This window comes from Dermabacter sp. HSID17554, from assembly GCF_003989295.1.
In the GTDB taxonomy this organism is placed as follows: Bacteria; Actinomycetota; Actinomycetes; order Actinomycetales; family Dermabacteraceae; genus Dermabacter; species Dermabacter vaginalis.
This window is the reverse complement of record NZ_RBLW01000002.1, coordinates 458,168-479,567: the sequence shown is the minus strand read 5'-3', so window position 1 is coordinate 479,567 and position 21,400 is coordinate 458,168. Positions and strand designations below refer to the sequence as shown.

11 protein-coding genes and 1 tRNA gene are annotated in these 21,400 nt (G+C 65.3%); 6 read left to right on the top strand and 6 right to left on the bottom strand.

The window, feature by feature from the left end; all coding sequences use genetic code 11:
- Positions 1–68 precede the first annotated feature (68 nt).
- The 4 genes from pabB to D8M36_RS05170 all read right to left on the bottom strand — a co-directional run bounded on the left by pabB (position 69) and on the right by D8M36_RS05170 (position 4,212).
- Entirely contained in the window at positions 69–2,237 is a 2,169-nt protein-coding gene (gene pabB / locus D8M36_RS05185; protein WP_126847248.1) for an aminodeoxychorismate synthase component I, read from the bottom strand.
- Positions 2,234–3,073: an aminotransferase class IV gene (locus tag D8M36_RS05180; protein WP_126847246.1), complete on the bottom strand. Its 840-nt coding sequence runs from the start codon at positions 3,071–3,073 to the stop codon at positions 2,234–2,236. The genes pabB and D8M36_RS05180 overlap by 4 nt, the downstream gene beginning before the upstream one ends.
- Positions 3,074–3,189: 116 nt before the next feature.
- Positions 3,190–3,468 carry a hypothetical protein gene (locus D8M36_RS05175; protein WP_126847244.1) on the bottom strand — a complete coding sequence of 93 codons (279 nt, stop codon included), beginning with the start codon at positions 3,466–3,468 and terminating at the stop codon, positions 3,190–3,192.
- A gap of 671 nt (positions 3,469–4,139) precedes the next feature.
- A tRNA-Lys gene (locus tag D8M36_RS05170) sits at positions 4,140–4,212 on the bottom strand.
- A 347-nt stretch (positions 4,213–4,559) separates the two neighbouring features.
- Here D8M36_RS05170 and D8M36_RS10480 point away from each other — a divergent pair.
- The 6 genes from D8M36_RS10480 (at position 4,560) to D8M36_RS05140 (ending at position 12,332) form a co-directional block, all read left to right on the top strand.
- Complete coding sequence (locus tag D8M36_RS10480; RefSeq protein WP_082628504.1) at positions 4,560–4,685, top strand: potassium-transporting ATPase subunit F; 126 nt, start codon at positions 4,560–4,562, stop codon at positions 4,683–4,685.
- A gap of 2 nt (positions 4,686–4,687) precedes the next feature.
- Positions 4,688–6,325, top strand: coding sequence for a potassium-transporting ATPase subunit KdpA (gene kdpA / locus D8M36_RS05160; RefSeq protein WP_126847242.1), 1,638 nt, complete (start codon positions 4,688–4,690; stop codon positions 6,323–6,325).
- Positions 6,322–8,409, top strand: coding sequence for a potassium-transporting ATPase subunit KdpB (kdpB, locus tag D8M36_RS05155; protein ID WP_126847240.1), 2,088 nt, complete (start codon positions 6,322–6,324; stop codon positions 8,407–8,409). Before kdpA ends, kdpB begins: the two co-directional genes overlap by 4 nt.
- A 92-nt stretch (positions 8,410–8,501) precedes the next feature.
- Positions 8,502–9,089 carry a potassium-transporting ATPase subunit C gene (locus D8M36_RS05150; RefSeq protein WP_126847238.1) on the top strand — a complete coding sequence of 196 codons (588 nt, stop codon included), beginning with the start codon at positions 8,502–8,504 and terminating at the stop codon, positions 9,087–9,089.
- A gap of 1 nt (position 9,090) precedes the next feature.
- Complete coding sequence (locus D8M36_RS05145; RefSeq protein ID WP_126847236.1) at positions 9,091–11,655, top strand: DUF4118 domain-containing protein; 2,565 nt, start codon at positions 9,091–9,093, stop codon at positions 11,653–11,655.
- Positions 11,652–12,332 carry a response regulator gene (locus D8M36_RS05140; protein ID WP_061211627.1) on the top strand — a complete coding sequence of 227 codons (681 nt, stop codon included), beginning with the start codon at positions 11,652–11,654 and terminating at the stop codon, positions 12,330–12,332. The genes D8M36_RS05145 and D8M36_RS05140 overlap by 4 nt, the downstream gene beginning before the upstream one ends.
- Before the next feature lie 2 nt (positions 12,333–12,334).
- Here the strand turns inward: D8M36_RS05140 and D8M36_RS05135 are convergent, their stop codons facing one another.
- Together D8M36_RS05135 and D8M36_RS05130 are read right to left on the bottom strand one after the other, a co-directional pair.
- A complete protein-coding gene (locus D8M36_RS05135; protein ID WP_126847234.1) occupies positions 12,335–14,632 on the bottom strand; it encodes a UvrD-helicase domain-containing protein in 2,298 nt (765 codons plus the stop codon).
- The gene (locus tag D8M36_RS05130) at positions 14,629–21,372 is read right to left on the bottom strand and encodes a DEAD/DEAH box helicase (RefSeq protein ID WP_126847232.1); all 6,744 of its coding nucleotides are present in this window, start codon (positions 21,370–21,372) and stop codon (positions 14,629–14,631) included. The genes D8M36_RS05135 and D8M36_RS05130 overlap by 4 nt, the downstream gene beginning before the upstream one ends.
- Positions 21,373–21,400 lie beyond the last annotated feature (28 nt).

Genomic DNA, 21,400 nt, shown 5'->3' with positions numbered 1-21,400 from the left:
TCCTCGTTTCTTCTTTCACCTCACTGGAGGCGCGGCTTCGGCCGCGCCTCTTTTGTGTCGCGCTCCGCTCACGCGAGGCTTGCCCGCACCGTGCGGGCCTTCGTGAACGTTTCCTTAATTTCGGCGTCGGCATCGCTCAGGCGCGTGATCGCACCACCCACCCCGAATCGGGCACGGGCTTCATCGAGCACCGCCGTGCGGATCACGATGCTGAGCGATGCCGCCCCGTTCGGCGAGATCCAGCCGATCGCCCCGGAGTAGATGCCGCGCGGCCCGCCCTCGAGTTCGCGAAGAAGCTGCACCGTGCGGAGTTTCGGCGCGCCCGTCATGGAGCCGCCGGGGAAGGCCGCTTCGACCGCGTCGAGCGCGGTGCGGCCAGTCGCGAGTCTGCCGGTGATGGTCGAGATCATTTGGTGCACAGTGGGGAAGGATTCGACCTGGTAGATGCGTGGAACCTTCACGCTTCCGGCCTCGCACACACGAGAAAGGTCATGCCGCACGAGGTCGACGATCATGAGATTTTCGGCTCGGTCCTTGCGGCTTGAGGCGAGCTCGGCGCGCAGCCTCGCATCCTCCTCGGGATCTTCGGAGCGCGGCGCCGTTCCCTTGATCGGGCGCGATTCGACCTCACCTGCGGCGCTCACCTCGAGGAACCTCTCGGGCGACGCGCTTGCCACGCTCCACTTCCCACATTGAAGAAGCGCGCCATACGGCACACGCGCCACGCGCCTGAGCCGCGAGTACACCTCGACCGGGTCGAACTCCCCCGGCACATGAGCCTCGTTCGTGAGGCACAGTTCGTAGCTTTCGCCTTCGTGAATAAGTTCCTGGCAGCGGGAGATGAGCGTCGCGTAGTGGGCGGGGGCGTGCCGGTAGGTGGGCGCGGGTGCCGTTCCGACGCCAGCTTCCGCCTCGTCGCCCCGACTTCCCCCGTGTGCTTCTCTCGCTTCCGAGAGCACGCTGACCATGTTCCGAGTCGTCTCGCCGATCCACGATTGCTGCTCCCCCACGGTTCCGGGATGACCCGCACCGGCGTCGAGCTCCGCGAGCGCCACGGCCCGCGCCGTTCCGCGATCGTGGTCGATCACGAGCGCGCGCGTGAGAAACACCAGGTGAGCATCGCTTTCCGTGCCCGCGCGAGGCTCGCGCTCGAGGCCGAGGGTTTCGGCACCGAGCCCGTAGCCGAGGTAGCCCACATACCCCAGGGCGAAACCGCCGAGGTTTTGCGCGGCGCGCTGCCCGCACTCATCGAGCCGCACTTGGCGTAGTTTGCTTCGAAGTTCATCAAAGAACCCGCCCTTCGCGGGAACGCCTTCCACGCGCTCCACCTCGGGAACTCGATACTCGAAAACGTGCGAGCCTGGGCCGTCGCACGCGCCCATGATCGAAAAGCGCGAGCGGTGATCCTCGCTTGCCGAGTCGAGCCACACCGCCCGTTCGTGCGGTGCGAAGAGGTCGCGGTAGAGCGCCTCGGCCTCGGTGAAAACGTCTTTCACCGTCACCTCGCTGCCTAGCAGCAGGGTGTGGGTCGCGGGCGCCTGGCCGGATTGGGTCGCTGGCACCGAGCCAGGTTGCCCCGCCGCCGGGTCCGGAGTCTGGCCGGTCATCACCGTAGATTCTTCGGGCCCGACGGTAGCCGGGCAAGCGTCGGCCCCGCCTCGCACGTTGAGGAAGGCGCGCATGAGGTCAAGGCCGCCCTCGGTGCGAATCGATTCGGGGTGGAACTGCACACCCCACGCGTTCTTCCCACGCAGGCGCGCGGCTTGGATCGCGCCGTCGGGTGTGGTGCCAAGTACCTCCAGTTCACGCGGGCATTTATCGATCGCAAGCGAGTGGTAGCGCACGATGCGCAGCTCACGTGGAAGGTCGGCGAACACCGGGTCGCTTGCGGCAGCACCCATGAAGCGCAGCGCATCCTCGAGGCCGTGCATGGGGGTGGGCGCACTTCCCACGCGCCCGCCGTGGGCGACGGCCATGAGTTGCAGGCCCAGGCAAATACCGAGCACGGGAATATCGCGCTCGAGGGCTTCGCGATACACGTCGAGCGAACAGCCGAGGTCGCCTGGATTGTGCGGGGTGCCGGGGCCCGGGCCGATGATCACGTGGCTCACGCCGTCGAGGCTCGGGCACGATGCGCTCGCGAGTACAACTTTCGGCAGGTTGCCCGAGGCTTCGGCAACGAGGTGCGCGATGTTGAACGTGAACGAGTCGTGGTTGTCGAGAAGAAGAACGCTCATGCACAAAGCTCCCGGAGAGGCTCGGCACGCTCCCACAATGCCGCCTGGAAATCCCGCGCGGCGGGCGCGAAGGGGCCGCGGGGTGGGGCGTAGGTATCGGCCACGCGCGGGGCAGGCAGGTCCGTAAGTCCGACGCTTGCCTCGCGCACACCGTGCAGGGAACTGAGAAGCCACACGGCGTCGGCCTCAAGGAGGCGCTGTTTGGTGAGAGGAGCCGCGAGGGTTTCGTGGCCGCGCTCGCGCGCGATCTCCACGATGAGGCGTTCGGTGATGCTCGGCAGGCGGTCGGTGTCGATGCTGGTGACGAGCACGCCGTTCGACCACAGGGCGACGCTCCCGTACGCGGTTTCGCTGTAGTGGAGTTGAGGGGCGAGGGGGTGCGAGGGGCCGTCGGACTTGCCTGCGCTGCTCACCCGCGCCGAGCGTGCGCGCACGAGGGCGTCGCTTGCGCCGCTCTTCACGGCCCACTGCCGCACGCCCTCTTGCCACGCGAAGTCGGGGCCTTTGAGGCGCGGGTGCATGCGTTCGTCGCTGCCGGGATAGGCGATCAGGTGCGCGGTCGTTTCGAGGCGAGACTGCGTGATTGGCCGCGCGTTGACATCGAATCGGAGCTCGCCGCCAACCTGCTCGAGGGTGAGTTTGGGGAAGAACAGGCCCGCCTCTCCCCCGAGTGTGTGCGCGGCTTGTGCGTAGACCGCCGCGACGGCTTCGTCGATCGCGCTCGGGTCCACCTCGGCGCCCCATAGTTCGTGTGCCGACTCGCGCATGCGCTCGCGGTGCGCGCTCGGGGCCACCGCGAGGCCGTCCCTCACGAGAAAGGAATCGACGAGTGGCACGGCGGGGCTCCTTCACAGTGATCGCGCGGGCGGGTAGGCAAGGGATGCTAGCGGCATTGTTGCTGGCTGCAGTGATAAAGGTACACCCGCCCGTGCGTGGGCCGCGACGGCGCTCGCTACTCCTCCTTCTGGGCCTGTGCTCCCTGTGGGTACTCGGTGCGCAGCCAGGTCATGAACCCCTGGGCGATACTCGCGCCGTACGGGTCGTGGACGATGCCGTGATCGATTTCCTCGGCGACGATCGCCTGCGCAAGGTGGTAGTGCTCGCGAACAACTCCGTAATCCATGTCTTCTCTTTCGGCGATCTCGTCCTCCCCGGCGAGGCAGTGCTCCCGGATGGCCGAGAGCACGCGCATGAAGTCGTCGTTGTCGCGAAGGTGGTCGTAATTAATCATTGGAGTTCCCTCTCAGTCGTCACCACGTGTGGCCTAGGTAACAATAAAAAAATACTTCGCGGGGCGCAACCCCTTTCGCGAATCTGCCGAACCTCGCCGCATCCACAGAAAGTGACGACATCGGCTGGTCTTACGATCACTTTTCGAAGAAAGTGATCGTAAGGATGGTCATGAGGAGCAGATCCTCGACTGTGCCTCCAGTTGAGCGCCGTCCGAAAGATGGGAAGTTCCCCGCGGCGTCACCTCACGTCGCCCGTCACGCCAGCGATGTACCCGAGGCGTTCGAGGAATACGCGGAACAGTCACGCCGAGCTTGAACTGCTCCGTACTCTCGCACGATTCGGTGCCCCCTCCGGCGGAGCGCTGGCGGCGGGAGAAGGCAGCAGCAGACCCAGCCGGTCGCACTTTATGAAGAAACCAGCCAACCCAAGCGACGGCAGTGCCAGGATGCGACAGATTCTTCATAAACAGAGACGGGAAGCCGGCGAAAAGGAAAGAGAACGATGGGGCAAGGAAGGGCGGAGGCAGGAGGCGAGGCGGGGCGGGGCTGTAGCCGGCAGAGGCCGGCAGCGGGGCACGGACGGCGGCTCAAAACGGGCGACCAAGACCTGGCGAGCACAGAAAACGGGCGACCCGGTCGCTGTGACCGGGCCGCCCGCTCCTTCGTCGAGTGGGCCCTGCGGGGATCGAACCCGCGACCCGCGGATTAAAAGTCCGATGCTCTACCAACTGAGCTAAAGGCCCCTGTTACTCGAACTACCACAGTTTAGCGGCCACGCGCCCCGCCTCCAAGTTCGCGGGGCGCATCTCACGAACGGTCACGGCGAGAAACAGGCAAAAATGTGAGCCCTGACCAGGTGGTGTCAAGAATGTGTCAGGAAAAATCGGCGCCGCGTCAAGAACGCGTCAGTTTTCATTCGGGCCCGGGCGACCTCGACGTTCGATAGCAGTGCCGCTCAACCGAGCGACTTCGCACACCGGGTACCCCGCGTGCGGATCCGCTACGCCGGAGGTTTTCCGGCAGCACCATTCAGGAGCCATACCGTGCTCGACATTGTGTTTGTCGTTTTGACGACCGTGTTCTTCGGAGGATGCCTGGGCCTCGCATCGGCGGTGAGCCTGCTGTGACCATCCTCGATATCGCCTGGCTGCTCATCTGCGCAGCCGCAATCGTCTACGTGACCTATGCACTCATTCGACCGGAAAGGTTCGGGTAGTCATGGCTTTCGTGCAAGTCCTCGTTCTCATCGCGGCACTCGTCGCGGTGCATCGACCGCTCGGCGCGTACATGGCGCGCACCTTTACCTCTGAGCGCCACCTGTGGCCGGAGCGGCTCGTGTACCGCTTCGCGGGGATCCGAACAGACCGCGAGCACTCGTGGCGAATTTACCTTCGAAACATCCTCGCCGTCTCTCTCCTGAGTGTGCTCGGCCTCTACATCCTGCAGCGCGTTCAGCAGTGGCTGCCCATGGCACACGGCCTCGGCCCCGTCGAAGAGACGCAGGCGTGGAACACGGCGACCTCGTTCGTGACCAACACGAACTGGCAGTCGTATGGCGGCGAAACGACGATGTCCCATCTCACGCAGATGCTGGGCATGTCGTTCCAGAACTTCATTTCGGCCGCCGTCGGAATCTGCGTGGCTATCGTGATCATTCGCGGTATTGCCCGCCACGGCACGGATAAGCTCGGCAACTTCTGGGTTGACCTCGTGCGCTGTAACTTCCGCATCCTTTTGCCGATCGCGTTCATCGGCGCGATCCTTCTGATCGCCGGCGGCGCCATCCAGAACTTCAACGCCGCCCAACACGTGCACACTCTCACCGGTGGAACGCAGATCATCCCCGGCGGGCCCGTCGCGAGCCAGGAAGCGATCAAGGAGCTCGGCACGAACGGTGGCGGCTTCTTCAACGCGAACTCCGCGCACCCGTTCGAGAATCCGAACGGCCTCACGAACCTCATCGAGATCTTCTTGATCCTGCTTATCCCGTTCGCCCTCCCCCGCACCTACGGAATCATGGTGGGCGACAAGCGTCAGGGCTGGGCCGTTCTCGGCGCGATGGCTGTTCTCGCGATCGGTTCGCTCGCCGCCACGACCGCCCTCCAGCTTCACTTCGCGGGCGATCACCTCGCCGCGATGGAGGGCAAGGAGGCGCGCTTCGGGATCGTCGGTTCGAGCCTGTTTGCGACCGCGACAACGCTTACCTCAACGGGCGCCGTGGACTCGATGCATTCCTCCTACGAGCCGATCTCGGGCGGCGTGTTGATTTTCAACATGCTTCTCGGTGAAATCGCGCCAGGCGGCGTCGGTTCCGGCCTGTACGGCATGCTCGTCATCGCGATCATGAGCGTGTTCATCAGCGGGCTCATGGTGGGCCGCACGCCGGTCTACATGGGCAAACGCATCGGCCCGACCGAGGTCAAGCTTCTGAGCCTGTACATCCTCGTCGTGCCCGTGCTCGTGCTCGTGGGATCGGCGGTCGCCATTGCCCTGCCGTCGACGGCGGCGTCGCTCGCCAACGGCGGTCCCCACGGCTTCAGCGAGGTGCTGTACGCGTTCACGTCGGCGTCCAACAACAACGGATCCGCCTTCGCGGGCCTCAACGCGAACACGCCGTTCTTCAACGTGGCGCTCGGCCTCGCCATGTTGCTTGGCCGCTTCCTGCCGATGCTGTTCGTGGTGGCGCTCGCGGGCAAGCTCGCCGCCAAGGAGGTTGTCGCGACTAACCGCGGCACCCTGCGCACTCACACACCTCTCTTTGCAGGCGTCATGGCCGGCATCGCGCTCATCGTGACCGGCCTGTCCTTCCTTCCGACGCTCGCTCTTGGACCACTTGCTGAAGGACTCATGAAATGACTCAGGTACAGGTGACCGACCGCGTTTCTTCGCAGCCTCACGAGGAGAAGACCGCGAATTCCGGATCAGGCTTCACGCCGCGCTCTCTTGCCAAGGCGCTCCCGCAGGCGCTGCGCAAGTTGAACCCCGCGCACATGGTGCGCACGCCCGTCATGTTTATCGTCGAGATGGGCGCGCTCATCACGATCATCGTGGGCTTTTTCAAGCCGAGCGTGTTCGTGTTCTCGCTCGCGATCTGGCTGTTCCTCACGGTCGTGTTCGCGAACCTCGCCGAGGCCGTTGCCGAGGGGCGAGGTAAGGCGCAGGCCGATGCGCTCCGTTCCGCGAAAACAGCGGCCGTGGGCCGCGTGCGCCGCGAGGATGGAAGCATCGAGGAAGTGCCCGCTGCGGATCTTCGCCCCGGCGACATCGTCGTGGTGTGTGCCGGCGAGACGATCCCGGGCGATGGCGATGTCGTCATGGGCGCCGCGACGGTCGATGAGTCTGCGATTACGGGTGAATCCGCTCCCGTGATCCGCGAAAGCGGCGGCGACCGTTCGGCGGTCACGGGCGGCACGCGCGTCCTTTCGGACGAGATCGAAGTGCGCATCACTTCGGAGCCGGGCAACACGTTCGTGGACCGCATGATCGACCTCGTCGAGGGCGCGCAGCGGCAGAAGACCCCGAACGAGATCGCCCTTTCGGCGTTCCTTTCGGTGCTCACGCTCATCTTCTTGTTCGTCGTCGCGACGCTCGTCCCCATGGCCGATTACGCGGGCGCGAAGCAGCCGATCGAGGTTCTCATCGCCCTGCTCGTGTGCCTCATCCCCACGACGATCGGCGCGCTTCTTTCGGCGATCGGTATCGCCGGCATGGATAGGCTCATGCGCCGCAACATCATGGCGACGTCGGGCCGCGCGGTCGAGGCCGCTGGCGACGTGACGACTCTGCTGTTGGACAAGACCGGCACGATCACGGTGGGTGATCGCCAGGCGAGCGCGTTCATTCCCGCCCAGGGCGTGAGCGAGAACGAGATGGCTTACGGCGCGCTACTGTCCTCTCTCGCGGACGAGACCCCCGAGGGTCGTTCGATCGTGGAGTTCGCGACGACGACCATGGGCGTGGGCCCGATTCCCGAAAGCGAATATCGAAACGCCGAGTTCATCCCGTTCAGCGCAGAAACGCGCATGAGCGGCGTGCAGCGCACCCCCGAGCACTGCATCGTCAAGGGCGCGGCTTCCGAGATCCTCAAGTGGGTCGCCGCGAAGGGCGGGACCGCCACGGAGGATGTCAACGACACTGTGCGGGAGATTTCTTCCGACGGTGGCACGGCTCTTGTCGTGGCCGAAGAGAAGGCCGGGGCCCGCCGCGTGCTCGGCAGCCTGCACCTCAAGGACGTCATCAAGGAAGGCATGACGGAGCGCTTCGCGCACCTTCGCAAGATGGGCATTCGCACCGTCATGATTACGGGCGACAACGAGCTGACGGCGCGTGCGATCGCGAAAGAGGCCGGTGTTGACGACTATCTCGCGGGCGCAAAGCCCGAGGATAAGCTCGCGTTGATCCGCAGTGAGCAGCGCGGCGGCAACATGGTCGCGATGACCGGTGACGGCACGAATGACGCTCCGGCGCTTGCGCAGGCCGACGTCGGCGTGGCCATGAATACGGGCACGCAGGCCGCGAAGGAAGCGAGCAACATGGTCGATCTCGATTCGGATCCGACCAAGCTCATCGAGATTGTTGAGATCGGCAAGCAGCTTCTCATCACGCGCGGCGCTCTCACGACGTTCTCGATCGCGAACGACGTTGCGAAGTATTTCGCGATCGTTCCCGCGATGTTCGTGAGCGTGTTCCCCGGCCTCGATCTGCTCAACGTCATGCGCCTGAGTTCACCCGAGTCGGCGATCCTCTCGGCCGTGATCTTCAACGCGCTCATCATCGTTGCGCTCATTCCTCTCGCGCTCAAGGGCGTGAAGTATCGACCGGGTTCTGCGAACCAGCTCCTCGGCCGCAACCTGCTCATTTATGGCCTTGGCGGATTCATCGTTCCGTTCATCGGGATCAAGCTCATCGACCTTGTCGTGAGCATCATTCCCGGGATCTAACCATGAGGGCCGAGCCGCGAGGGCAACGCTTTGAGTGACCTCTCCGGCTCGGCCCCACCACCACTGTCGTTTTTCTCTCGATTGGAAAACTCATGAACTCGACACTCTCGGGCATCGTCTCCGCCGTGTGGCGCTCCACGCGCGTTCTACTTGCCCTTCTCGTTGTGCTTGGCCTGTTTTATCCGGCGGCCGTGTGGGTCGCGGGCCGGGCGTTCGCTCACAATGCCGACGGTTCCATGATGAGCCTCGATGGCCGCACCGTCGGGTCGTCCCTGATCGCTCAGGACACGTCGAAGGATCCCGCCCTGTTCCACCCCCGGATGTCGGCGGGCGACTACGACGGTTTGGCTTCGGGCGGCTCGAACTTGAGCCCTGTCGGTGAGGAGATCACCGCTCAGGTCGCTGAGCAGCGCGCCCTTATCGCCCGCGAGAACGGTGTTGACGAGGCAGTTGTCCCCGCGGATGCGGTGACCGCGAGCAGTTCCGGTCTCGATCCACACATCAGCCCGGAGTATGCTCACCTCCAGATCGAACGAGTGGCGAAGAACTCGGGGCTTTCGCGGTCGGCTGTTGCGCAGCTCGTCAAGAAGCACACCCAGGGTCGAACCCTCGGCTTTGCAGGTGAAGAGGTCGTCAACGTCAATGAGCTGAACCTCGACCTGCTTGCGGCGAAGGACTGACATGAACACGGTGCGCGGTGCACTCAAGGTGTATCTGGGGGCTGCCCCCGGCGTAGGTAAGACCTGCGCGATGCTCGAGGAGGCCCATGACCGCCTGAAGGGCGGGGAGGACGTCGTCGTGGGCGTCGTTGAAACCCACGGACGTTCGGGGACCGCCGCGAGGCTTGAGGGGCTGCCGGTGATTCCGCCTCGGCGGGTGAGCTATCGCGGTTCGACGTATGACGAACTTGATGTTCCGGCGATTATCGAGCGCAAGCCCGACGTCGTTCTCGTGGATGAGCTCGCTCACACCGTGCACGGCGAGGATACGACGGCGAAGCGCTGGCAGGATGTTCACCGCTTGCTCGATGCGGGCATCAATGTCATCTCGACCGTGAACATTCAGCACCTCGAGTCCCTCAACGACGTGGTCACGAACGTTACGGGCCACGTGCAAAACGAGACGATTCCCGATCCGGTCCTTCGCGAAGCGGAGGAGGTCGAGCTGATCGACTTAAGCCCCGATGCGCTGCGCGTGCGGCTGCGGCAGGGGCAGGTGTATGGACCCGCGACCGTGGATGCGGCGCTCAGCAAGTTCTTCCGCAAGGGGAACCTCACGGCGCTTCGCGAGCTCGCGCTTTTGTGGCTCGCCGATCAGGTCGACGATGGTCTCGAGAAGTACCGCAGCGAGGAGGGCATCAAGGAGCCGTGGGCGGCGCGCGAGAGGATTCTCGTGGCCGTGGGCGGCGGCCCGAAGACTGCCGCGCTCATTCGCCGTGGCCGCCGCATCGCGGGGCGCATCGCCGGCCGCGAGCTCCTCGTCGTTCACGTCCTCGCGGCGGATGGCCCGCCGCGCATGTCGCCCGAGCAGATGAGCGAGGCGCGCTCCCTTACCGAATCTCTCGGCGGCTCGTGGCACGTACTTTCGGGCGATGACGTCCCGCGCACGCTCCTCGATTTCGCCACGACCGTGAACGCGAGCCAGCTCGTTGTGGGCGCTTCGCGTCAGGGCTTCGCCCAGCGGCTGCTCATGCGGTCCACGAGCGCCGCGATTATCGACGGTGCCGGCGACATCGACGTGCATATCGTCGCCGTGGACCCGCCCGCCACGCACTGGTCGGCTCCCGCGCCGCCCACGAGCCTCTCCCCCGCGCGGCTCGCGACGGGCTGGGCACTCGCGACCGTCCTTACGATCGTCGTCACCCTCGCGAACCTCGCGCTCGGCGATCCCACGGCGCACCTGTCCACGGCGATCATGAGCTTCGTGCTCGCCTCCGTCGTCGTCGCGCTCGTGGGTGGCCTGTGGCCGGCCCTCGCGACCGCCATCGGCGGCGCGCTCTTGCTCAACTGGTTTTTCACCGCGCCCACGCACACGCTGTCCATCACGGAACCGAAGAACATCTTCCTGCTCATCGTGTTCGTGCTCGTCGCGGTCCTCGTCGCCCAGGTCGTCGATGGCGCTGTGCGCCGCCAGCGCGAGTCCCAGGAGGCGCGCCGGCACGCGCAGCTCATGACGGAGCTTGCCCGCTCCGTGATCCGCGACGGCATCGGGATCCAGCAGATCCTCGAACAGATCGCCACGACGTTCGGCCAGGATGGCGTCGCCCTCGCCACCGTCGAGGGCACGGCGCTCGTGCCCGAGTACAAAGTAGGCATCCCGATCGAATCGGTCACGCTCGCCGACGAAGCCTTTTCGCTCGACGACCAGCACGTTCTCGCCCTCGTTGGCCGCCCGCTCACGTCGAGCGAGCAGCAACTCCTCGAGGCCTATTCGGGCCGGCTCGTGAGCCTCATGACCCAGGCGCAGCTCAACCGGGCCCGTACGCAGGCCCGGCAGCTCGAGGCCGCGAACTCCGTGCGCACGGCGCTTCTGACGGCCGTCTCGCACGACCTTCGCACCCCGCTCGCGACGATTAAAACGGCCGTCTCCGGTCTCCTCCTCGACGATGTTGATCTTCCCCGCGACGCCCAGGTGGAGCTTCTGCGCACGATCGAATCGTCCTCGGACAGGCTGGATCGGATCGTCGCGGACCTCCTGGATATGTCGCGCATTCACACGAATAAGCTCGAGGTTAAGGTAGTCACCGTCGGACCCGCCGAGCTGGTTGCCCAGACCCTCCACCACATGGACCCCTCCCTCGTGCCGCCTTCGCTCGAGGTGCGCGTTCCGCGCGAGCTACCGGCGATCACGACGGATGCGGCGCTCATGGAGCGCGTGCTCGAAAACCTCATCAGCAACGCGGCCAAACACACCGACGCGGGAGTCACGATCGACGCGACACAGGATGGCGAGCGTATCCTCATTCGCGTGATCGATTACGGGCCCGGCCTCACTGAGGAGAGCAAGGCGCGCCTGTTCACGCCCTTCACGCGGTTCGGTGACACGACGAACAGCCACGGGCTCGGCCTCGGCGCCGCGGTCGCGCGCGGGCTCGCGGAAGGCGTGGGCGGCACCCTCACCGCCGACGACACTCCGGGAGGTGGGCTCACAATGGTGCTGTCACTGCCGCTCACGATCACCCCAGCCGCCGCCGACAGTGCACCTACCCCCGCTCACGAGACCACCACCGTTGGGAGCGCGTCATGATTCTCATCGTCGAGGACGATCCGGCACTGGCCAGGGCCATGACCGTGAACCTCACGGCCCGCAAATACCAGGTGCTCACGGCAACGACCGGGGAGCAGGCGCTCGTCATGGCCGCCGACAACCCAATCGAGGCCGTTCTCCTCGACCTCGGCCTCCCGCACATGAGCGGGCTCGACGTCATCGACGGGATCCGCGGCTGGTCAGACGTCCCGATCATCGTCGTAACCGCCCGCCACGAAACCCACACGAAGATCGAGGCGCTCGATCGCGGCGCCGATGACTACGTGACCAAACCCTTCGCGCTCGGGGAGCTCCTTGCGCGTTTGCGCGCCAACCTCAGGCGGCGAACGTCGGGCTCCCCCTCCCCCGTCGTGACCACCACCGACGGGCGCCTCACGATCGACCTCGCTGCAAAAACCGCGACCGTCAACGGCACGCCGGCGCGCCTCACCCCGCACGAGTGGGGCATCGTGAGCTACCTCGTGAGCCACCCCAATCAGCTCGTGCGCAAGGACGAACTGCTCGAGAACGTGTGGGGCCCCGAATACACGAACGAGGCCGGCTACGTGCGCGTCTACATGTCGCAGATCCGCCAGAAACTCGAGGAAGATTCCTCCGCCCCGCGCTACTTCCTCACCGAGCCGGGCCTCGGCCACCGCTTCGTGCTTGGCAGCTAGCGTCAGCGCGGCAGGTAGGCGCTGCGCTGCCTCGTCCAGGTGACGAGGAGGCGTTCGCGGGCTCGAGTCGCCCCCACGTACAGCAGGGAGCGTTCGCGGAGCATCGCCTCATTGTGCCCGTCAGGATCGAAGTTGTATCCCCGCACGGCGTAAGGCACGTGCTGGTCGTCGATACCGAAGAGGATCACGCGTTCAAACTCGGTGCCCTTGGAGCGGTGGAGGGTCATGACCGCAGGCCGAGAGTTGAGGTAGCCGCCGCGATCAATGTTCTGCACGCGCAAATCGCGTTCCTCGAGCGCGCGCACGAGATTATCGCGCTGCGTTTTTGTACGCGTGAGAATGCCGATGCGGGGACTTGCGTGCTCGTCCTCGCCCATGTCCTCAAGCCACGCCCGGAGAACGTGTGCAACATGGTCGCACTCCTCGCTCAGCGTTTCGGCTCCGAAAAATTCGGGAGCGGGGCCGCGCATGAGGGAGCGATAGGTGCCGTGCCGCGTCGTGAGCTCATCGCTTCCCGCCTCATCGCTGTCGAGGGCACCCGAGTAGTCGCCGCCGTCGAGGATTGACAGCGCGAGGTCGAGGTTTTGTGCTGTGGTGCGGTAGTTGAGCCGGAGGCGGCGCGAGCGCCCGCGAATGTTGATGCCGTAGTGGCTCGGACGCACAGCGGTCGAGTAGATCCTCTGGTGTTCGTCGCCCGCGAGGAACATGTCGTCGGGCCCCTCGGCGACGAGTGCACGCAAGTACATGAGGCGCACGGGGTCAAGGTCTTGCGTTTCGTCAACGAGCACGTGGTCGGCAACGCGACCATTCTTTTCGGCGTGCAGGTCGAGCATGCGTGTAGCAATCGCGATGCGCTCGGTGAAGGTCACCTCATCCGCAAGCTGTCCGCTGTCGCGAAATGCCTCGATGATGTTCCACATTGCCGTGCGCTGCTTCCGGCCGAGTTTGGCACCACGCCCCTTGCGCGAGGCGCGCATGTACTCGTGGGCACTCGTAAGGGCGAACGGGAGAACCACGCTCGCGTACTCGGTGGTGAGAAACGGAACTTCTTCAAGCACGCCTTCGATCGGTGTCCGCAGGCTCGCGGTCGCGACCGCATCGCTCCACGCGGCGTTCTCATTGGTGCGCACGCGGGGAACATCGCTCGACCAACCAAGAACCTCGCGCATCGCCTCGGAGAGATCAGCGCCGGGCCGCACAATGTGGGTCGCGAGCTGGTCAACGTTGGCGATGAAGATGCCGGGATCGCCAAGATTTTCGGCGATGCGCACGTCGGGGTCGAGTGACTGAATATGAGCGCGCAGCTGTTCGGCAAGGTTCGTTGTGAAGGTCGTCGCAATGATGCGCGCCTCGGGGTTGCGACGCGCGAGCTCCACGGTGCGGTGCACGAGCACCACGGTTTTGCCGGTTCCGGCGCCGCCCGTGAGGCGGTAGGGGCCGTTTGTGTGAAGCGTGACGTAGCGCCGTTGTTCGGGGTGGAGGAAGAGCCGCCATGCCTCGAAGTCGCCGCTCTCAAGCACGCGTTGTAGGTCGTCATCGCTCGTGAACACGGCAAAGTTGCTGCGGGCGGTGTCGGTTGCGAGGGCCTCGAGGAGAGCACGGTCCGACGCCACTTCGCCTTCCTTGCGCGCCTCATTGGCCGGCGCTGCCGAGTATCGTTCGAGAACGACGGCGAACGGATCCCCCACGGCGAGCGCGAGGAGCGCTTCGGCTTGCCAAGGAATTTCAGCGGCGTCAATAAGCGCTTCGAGCTGTGCTTCGTTTGCTTTGACGGCGGCGTAGGCGAGGTCGTGATCGATGCCGAGGTCGCTCACGAGATGCGCGGCGTCGTAGTGCTCGAGCGGGGTGTGCTCGGTTCCTTCGGGTATATGTGAGCGCGCGGCGGCGAGTTCGGCTTTGTGCCGTGCCTCAAGCTTCGCGGTGTGGGCGCGAAGTCGCGCCTCGAAATCCGCTTCGGAGTCCCCGTTCGACCGGATCTCAGGGATTCCTGTCGCGGGGTTGAGCGTGCACACGGATGAGCGAGCAATTTTGATCGCGTCGTCGTGGTTGTACACGCCCGTGGGGATCCACGTGGGCTCGCCGCCGTCGGGGTTATCGATCTTGAACACGACCATGCGAAATTGGTCGTTCACTCGAACTGTGCGCACACGCGCGTCGGCGGGCTGTTGCATGGGTTCGACGTGCAGGCCCGGCAGGTCGGCAGATTCCTGGAGCTTGCGGAGGGTTTCGGTGGTTTGTGCCGAGACCTGCTTCGGTACGGACGTAAAGAATGTCGGCGGGATGTACAGCATCGAGCTCATGGGCGCTCACCTTTCAACGCGAGAAGCAGGGCAGCTGCGGTGTCGTCTTCGCTTCCATCGATCACACGCCAGCCGGCCTGCTCGAGTTCCGCACGAGACCCGGCGTCGAGCTCATCGGCCACGAAGGCGATCTCGTCATCGAGCCACGCAAGGTCCACGATGATGCCTTCGATTTCCTCACCTTGCGCGGGGAGGGAAACACCGCGAGTGGCGAGGTCTCGAAGCACACGGCCCTCAGTATCGGTCAGGGCTTCATCGAGAAGTTCCTGCCACTCGGGGGGCACGGGCGCGACGGAGGATGGAGTGGACGACGGGGTACGGGAGGGCGCGGGGGCAGCGCTCGAAGCATCGGCCGGTACGGGCGCGATGGCGGAGCCCGGAGCGCCCGGCTCTCCGGCGCGAGCACCACGGCGGTCCGCGGATTCGGCACCCGCTACTGCCCCGGTTCCGACGCCTGCCTTCGCTCTATCGCCCCGGATCAGGCTCGTTGTGGTCATCGTGAAGCGCACGTGCTCCGGCATCGTTTGCGCAAGGTTCGAGAGGCGCAGCCACGCGCGCCACTGCTCGCTGAAGCCCGATTCTTCGAGGGCGTTCGGCGTATCGTCGAGCACGGCCATGATGCCGCTTCGCTCCTCGGCGGCTCGTTGAGTCGCAAAGGCAAGCAACGCGCCCCTACGGATCACGGAGGAAAACGCCGAGTTGAGGGCCGGGTTTTCCACAACGACCTCGCTGCTTCGCTCCTTGCTCTCGAGCAACGCTCTCGCGGCAGATTCGAAGCCGCTCACGTCGCTTTCGATGAATGCCGTCCCGCTAGACATGAGGAACGGCATCACTTTGCCCATGGCGCGGGGCACGTCGAGGTTTCCGCTCGCGACCACGTGGAAGAGTATGTCGAGCGCCGAGCCACCGATGAGCGTGGTCGCCTCAGGCGGAAGTTGCCGCGCGTTCACCCACGCACTCAGCACGGCATTGTTGATGAAGAAGGGCGGCTGTGTGGCTGCGCGCTGGGTGCGCGAGGAGTTAGCGGAGGTTTGATTAAGACCGTGAGTCTTTTCGAATTCCTCGAGGTCGTCCCAGGCGGAGGAGAGCACCCAGTAGTTCATGTCGCGCAGCGCCTGGCGTTTCACTGCATCATCGGCGAGGCGATTGTGCGCGGCTCTCGCGTGGTATTGCTCGCCGTCGGTGAATACGGCAATTCCCTGAATATCGCTTCCACCCCATGTGAGCACAAAGTCAGGTTCGGCGGGGCCCACGCGCGTGCGGGTACTGAGCGTGAATGCCGTTTGAGGCGTCGTAATACGCACTTCTTCGCCCGTATTGGTGGAGCGGCTCGTGACCTGAAGGCCAGGGGTCTTTTCCCATGCCTCCACGAGGAGGGCGCGGAAGCGGGATTCAAACTTCGAGTCGCCGCTGAAGCCCTTGACGGCAAGGCCTCCTCGTTCGCGCCCATTCTTGATCGCCCAATCCGTGCCCTCGGGGGCTTCGGCGCTCACGTGGAGGATTTTCTCGAGGGTGAGGAGCACCTTTGTTTTGCGCGCGGTGCGCCCTCCGGGGAAGGCGGCGATGCACGCGGGGCAACCGTCGGCACACGCACATTCTGCGAGGGCTTCGCGGGCTGCCTCGAGCACACGGCGCGCACCCTGGGCAATCGCGAGTTCGGCAAGATACCCTGTGCCGCCCGGAACGGTGTCGTGCAGGAGGAGCGCCGGGGTTTTCTCGCCGGGCCCGCCGGTGGGGTCGCCCACGATGTCGATCGCGATGTTCGCGATGCTTCCGCCGAAGAGGCGGTCAATACCGAGAAGAAGTGCGGCGCCAAAGCCTGCAAGCTCCTCCGAATCGGGTTTTTCCTGGCGAAGGAACGTGGGGAGGGTCAGGGCGGCGGCTTCGCTCACTATGTCGCGCGCGAGAACGATGCTCGTGTTCTTGCCTTTGTGCTCGCGGCGCAGAGAGCACCACGCCTGGTGCTCGGAGGGCTTGTTGTCGCTCGTATCGGGGTCCACATGCCCGCATTCGCTACACACCACGAACCCTTCAACGGGTGCGGTGAGCCCTCCAAGTGTAAGGGTCGCCGAGGCCTCGGTGGGCTGGCCAAGGTTCAGCCTCGTAAGGCGCGCGGCGCGGTAGAAGGTGAAGCCCATACCGAACGCGGTCTCGTGCCACGAGTCGCGAATCTCGGCGTTCGAGACGTCCACAAGGATGCGCTCTTCGTAGCGTTTCATTGCACGGTCATCGTCCGCATCGGAGATGACGGCGTGCGAGCGCTTCATGGTCGAGTACACCTTGCGAAGGTCCACGACGGTGAGGTGCTGGCTCGCGTCGGAAATGCCCGGTTGCCCGCACGCGGGGCATGTTTCAGGAGCGTACTGTTCGATTGGTACCTGGTGCGAACAGTCCGGGCACACGGCCACGCGCGTGCGGTTGCTGCCGTCGGTACCGAGATCAATCGTGTCGATCGTAAGGGCTTTGCCGTGCACGTAGAAGCGTGATTCTGGGGCAAGGTCGCGCAGGGCCGCGCTTCCGGCACGGTCGTAGGTTTCGTTTTCGTGGCGCCACTTCTTGTTGTCGTCTTGCCAAATGAGGGTTGCGTCAAGCGTCACGGAGTCGTCCACGAGCGTGTAGTTCGGCAGGAGACCGAAGCGTTCGAGAACGCTAATCCAGTGGCTGTGGTCGAGCTCGGCGATTTCGCGGCGAAGGCGCCCGGATTGGCCGCGCAGGCGCTTCTTTTCGCCCTCGATATCGAGCTCCTCGTCTTCCCCCTCAGCAGGAGAGGCGATCCCGAGTTTTTCCTCTTCGAGCGTGAGGAGGGAGAGCTCAGAGCTCAGCTGCGCCTTGTTCTCCTCGGCTTGCTCGGCTGTATCGAGCGCGAGTGATTCGAGGCTCGCAAGGCTCTCGGTGAGTTTCTGTCGGCGCCGCACAAGCTCTTCGCGCTCCATCTTCCAGCGCTCCGCGGCGCTATTGATGCTCGCCTCGAGGCCGTGCTTGCCATCCGCGGGAAGCGCCCACGCGCGAAATGCGTCGAGTGCCTCGGCAGTGAGGCCCTCCCACGGTCGCTCGGCCACGGAAAAGGCGCTGAGGAATTCCTCAACGCGCCGCTCACCGCGCTCGCGCGCCACTTCGATCACGGCGCCGAGGAACGATCCGGGCCCGGTTTTCGCGAGCACGGGGCTGCCGTAGGCGGGTTTTTCTACGCGAGCATCGCCCGCGAGGAGGTCCATGAGGAAGGCGAGGTATTGGCGACGCAGGATCTCTTCGGCGCTCAGGTAGGCGCCGGGGGCGCGCACGGTGCCGTTGATCATGCTGAGGGGGTTGCTGCTAAACGCGCTCAGCCCACCGCGCACGGGCACGAAAGTGACGTTGAGGGAGTTGCCCGTGAGGCGCCCGGCGCGGCCCACGCGCTGAAGGTAGCTCGCGACGGTGCGCGGCACGGAGGCGAGCATGACGGTCGAGAGGTCGCCGATGTCGATACCCATCTCGAGGGTCGGCGTCGCCACGAGAACATTGGGGGCGCCGGGGCTCGAGGCGGATTCCTTGAACTTCTGCTCGTAGTCGAGGCGCTCCTCGGTTTCGAGGAGGGAGGTGTGTTCACGCGCGATCACGCGGCGCATGTCGGAAAGGTAAAGGCTCTGGTAGTAGTTTTCACCGATCGCGCTCGGCTCGAGGTTTCCCGCGCAGCGGGCGCGCATGCACGGCCCGCCGGTGAAGGACGTAAGCGCCGCTTCGAGGCCGAGGAATGTGTCGCCGCACGTCGTGCACGTGAGGCTCGGGGTCTCACCACCCTGCTCGACGGCAGCTGCTCGACGCGCCACGAGCCGCTCTGGCACGAGCGCGTACGTCACCGCGCCACGCTCGGCGCGCACCGCATCGAGGATCCCGTGCGCGGCGAGCGCTTCGAAGAGTGGCCGCACGAGCGAGGCCGCCTCTGGGCGAAATAGCTTAAGGGCCCGCCTCGTCCAATCGAGGTACCAGCTTTGGCTACTACTGACCGAGTCGAATTCGCTCTTTTCCGCGAGCGCTCCGAAGGCCGGGAAACCCGCGGCTCCGCGGCCCTTGGGGAAGGCTGGCATGATCGCACTTTCGGGCCGCCTACCCCAGATCCAGATCCGCTTGCCGTCGCGCGTGCGGAACTTCTCGTACCACTCGTGGCTTATCGCGCCACGAATCCGGAGACGCTCGAGCACGCCGCGCACCCACATCGCCTCGCGTGATGTGCCGCGCCCACGCTGCTCGCGGGTACCGCCGAAACTTTTGAACCCCTCAATCAAGGCGCTCGCTCCCACGCCGCTCTTCGCGAACGCCACCGCTGCCGCGGCTTCGAGTTCGTCATCGCTCACGGCAACGCCCGCGTGCGCGGCGCCCGTGACGAGCAGGGTGCGACCCACGTGGCCCGTGCGGCCGAACTCGAGGGCAAGGTCGAACGTGAGTCGTTTCGCGACCTTTCGCTCGGCCCTCTCGCGCTGTTTTTCGCTATAACGCCGCCCGCTCCCCGGCGCATGCTCAGCCCAGAAGGCTCGCACGTCGTTCGCATCGACGATTTCGGGGTGGAGCAGTCGGTAGCGCGCGGCGCCGCCGTCGTCGCGGGCTTTCGCACGCGCGATCATGCGCTCGGAGATCTCGACGATCGAGGCGTTTTCGCTCGTCAACGCGTCGAGGATCGCGGAGCGGTAGGTCATCGCGTGGCTTCGCGATTCGACGAAGCCCGCGCGGTGGGCCGCATCTTGCACAGAGTCGGTGAACACGAGAGCTTTTTTCTCGTTCGCGTCGAGGGCACGCGAGCCGAAAAGCGAGGTGAGGGACACCGAAAGCAAGGTCGCCACGGCGCTTCCCACGAATCGGATTCCCTCGGCTTGTTCGCACGCGGGGCACGTCGAGTTCCGCACGCTCTCCCCCACCTTGGCGCCGCCGTAGGTGAGAACGGGGATGATCGCGCCCGAGTCTTCGTCGCTCGCGTCGTCGGGTTCGGTAATTTCGAGGGTGTGAGTTTCGATGTTGAGGTAGAGCCTCGCGCCGATCGAGGAGGGATCGCCGGTGCCGCGCGCGTCGGGGGTGTCGAGGAGGAGTGGGCGGTAGCCCTCGTCACCCACGAGGGAGGCGCGGCGGATCTTGTTCACGTCGCTTTCGAAGGCGTTGCTTGCTTTGGTGACGCGCGTGGCCCAGCCGGAGCGTCCGCAGTGGCGGCAGAAGATTGCGGGTAGTTGCAGGGTTCCTTCGAGTTCGTCGTTGCTCACGCGACCGCGGTCATCGCCCCACGCGAAGTGCGGGGCGGTCGCCACAACGCGATTGATGCGGCTCACTTCGCGGATCCACGTGTGGATTTCGAGGGTGGGAAATGCGTTGCGGTTCGCGGGATCGCCCTGGCTCAGCTGTGCGCGCACGTGGCTGAGGGCGGCAAGGAGGAGGGTAAGCGCATCGTGCTGGAGGCGTGTGTTGGGGGCGAGCGTGGGCAGGAGCCGCTCGGCGAGGGCTCGCGTGGGTTGGGCTTCGCGTGTGTGGTCGAGGATTGCCCGCACGAGGGGGTGGGCGGTGAGGAGGTCCGCCTCACTCAGGTCGTGGGCGCGGGCGAAGCTTTCGAGGTCACCGTCCGTGCTCCATAGGGCGTTCAGCACGGCGCGCGTGAGGTCTTCTGGGCTTCGATCGGAGTTTGGGTGGAGGTAGGTGCGCGCGAGTTCGCGCACGGCCTCGGCGCCGGGCCGGGTGGGGCGCACCTGCTCGGTAAGGGCGCGCAGCCTCAGTTCCGACGCTTGCCCGAATTCCTCGAGGCTTTGGCGGCTCTCGCCCACGACCGCAGAAGCCTCGATGCTCTCGCCGAACACGGCGGTGGCGAAGGTAAGCATCGAGTCACCGGCATCGCCATCGCCGAGGGTTGCCGAGGTCGCGACGGGGGCGTAGTGGACCGCGCCGGGTGCGAGGCGGTTCAGCAGAAGGCGCAGGCGGCGCAGGAGCATTGCGACGTCGGTGCCCTGCGCGCCATCGTAGGTGTGGAATTCGTCAAGCACCACGTAGCGCAGGGTTTCGGCGCTTGCCGCCCACAGCTCGCGGTCGGCTTCGCGAAGCAGCAGCTGGTCGAGCATTTTGTAGTTGGTGAGGAGGATGTCAGGGGCTTCGGAGCGGATCGTGTTGCGCTCGGTGATGAGTCCTTCGGCATCGACCTGGGTGCGAGAGGTCACGGAGGCTTCGCCCGTGTAGAGCGCGGCCGTGACCTCGCCGTAGGCGGGGTTGCTCGTGATGGTTTTCGCGAGGCGCGCCGCCTGGTCGTTCGCGAGGGCGTTCATGGGGTAGAGAATGAGCGCCTTGACGCCGCCCGCGTTTCTGCCCTCTTTGCGTGCGGCCTCGCGCGCGCGGACGGCGTGGTCGAGGATTGGAAAGAGGAATGATTCGGTTTTTCCGGAGCCCGTTCCGGTGGTGACGAGGGTGGGTGCGGGGAGGCGGAAGCCATGCTTGTCTCGCGCGCCGTCGAGTGCGGAGTTCGTGGAGAGGCGCGCGAAGGCTGCAGCCTGGTGGGCATACGGGGTGAACCACGCGGGGAGCGTGGGAAGTGGCGGTACGGGCGCTTCTTCGGCCCTAACGAAGGGCAGGCGTGTGCGCACGTAGGGGCCATCGAAGATGCCCGCGGTGTCATGTTCGAGGAAGGCAGCGAGGGCTTGTTCGACGGAAGGCTCCGTGAGGGCGATCGCCGTCGTGACATAGTCGGTGATCGCCCTGCGCAGGTCGTTTGCCTGGAGCGCGGGAAGGAGCTCGCTCATCTCGTGCCTCGTCGTCTCGGTTGTGCGC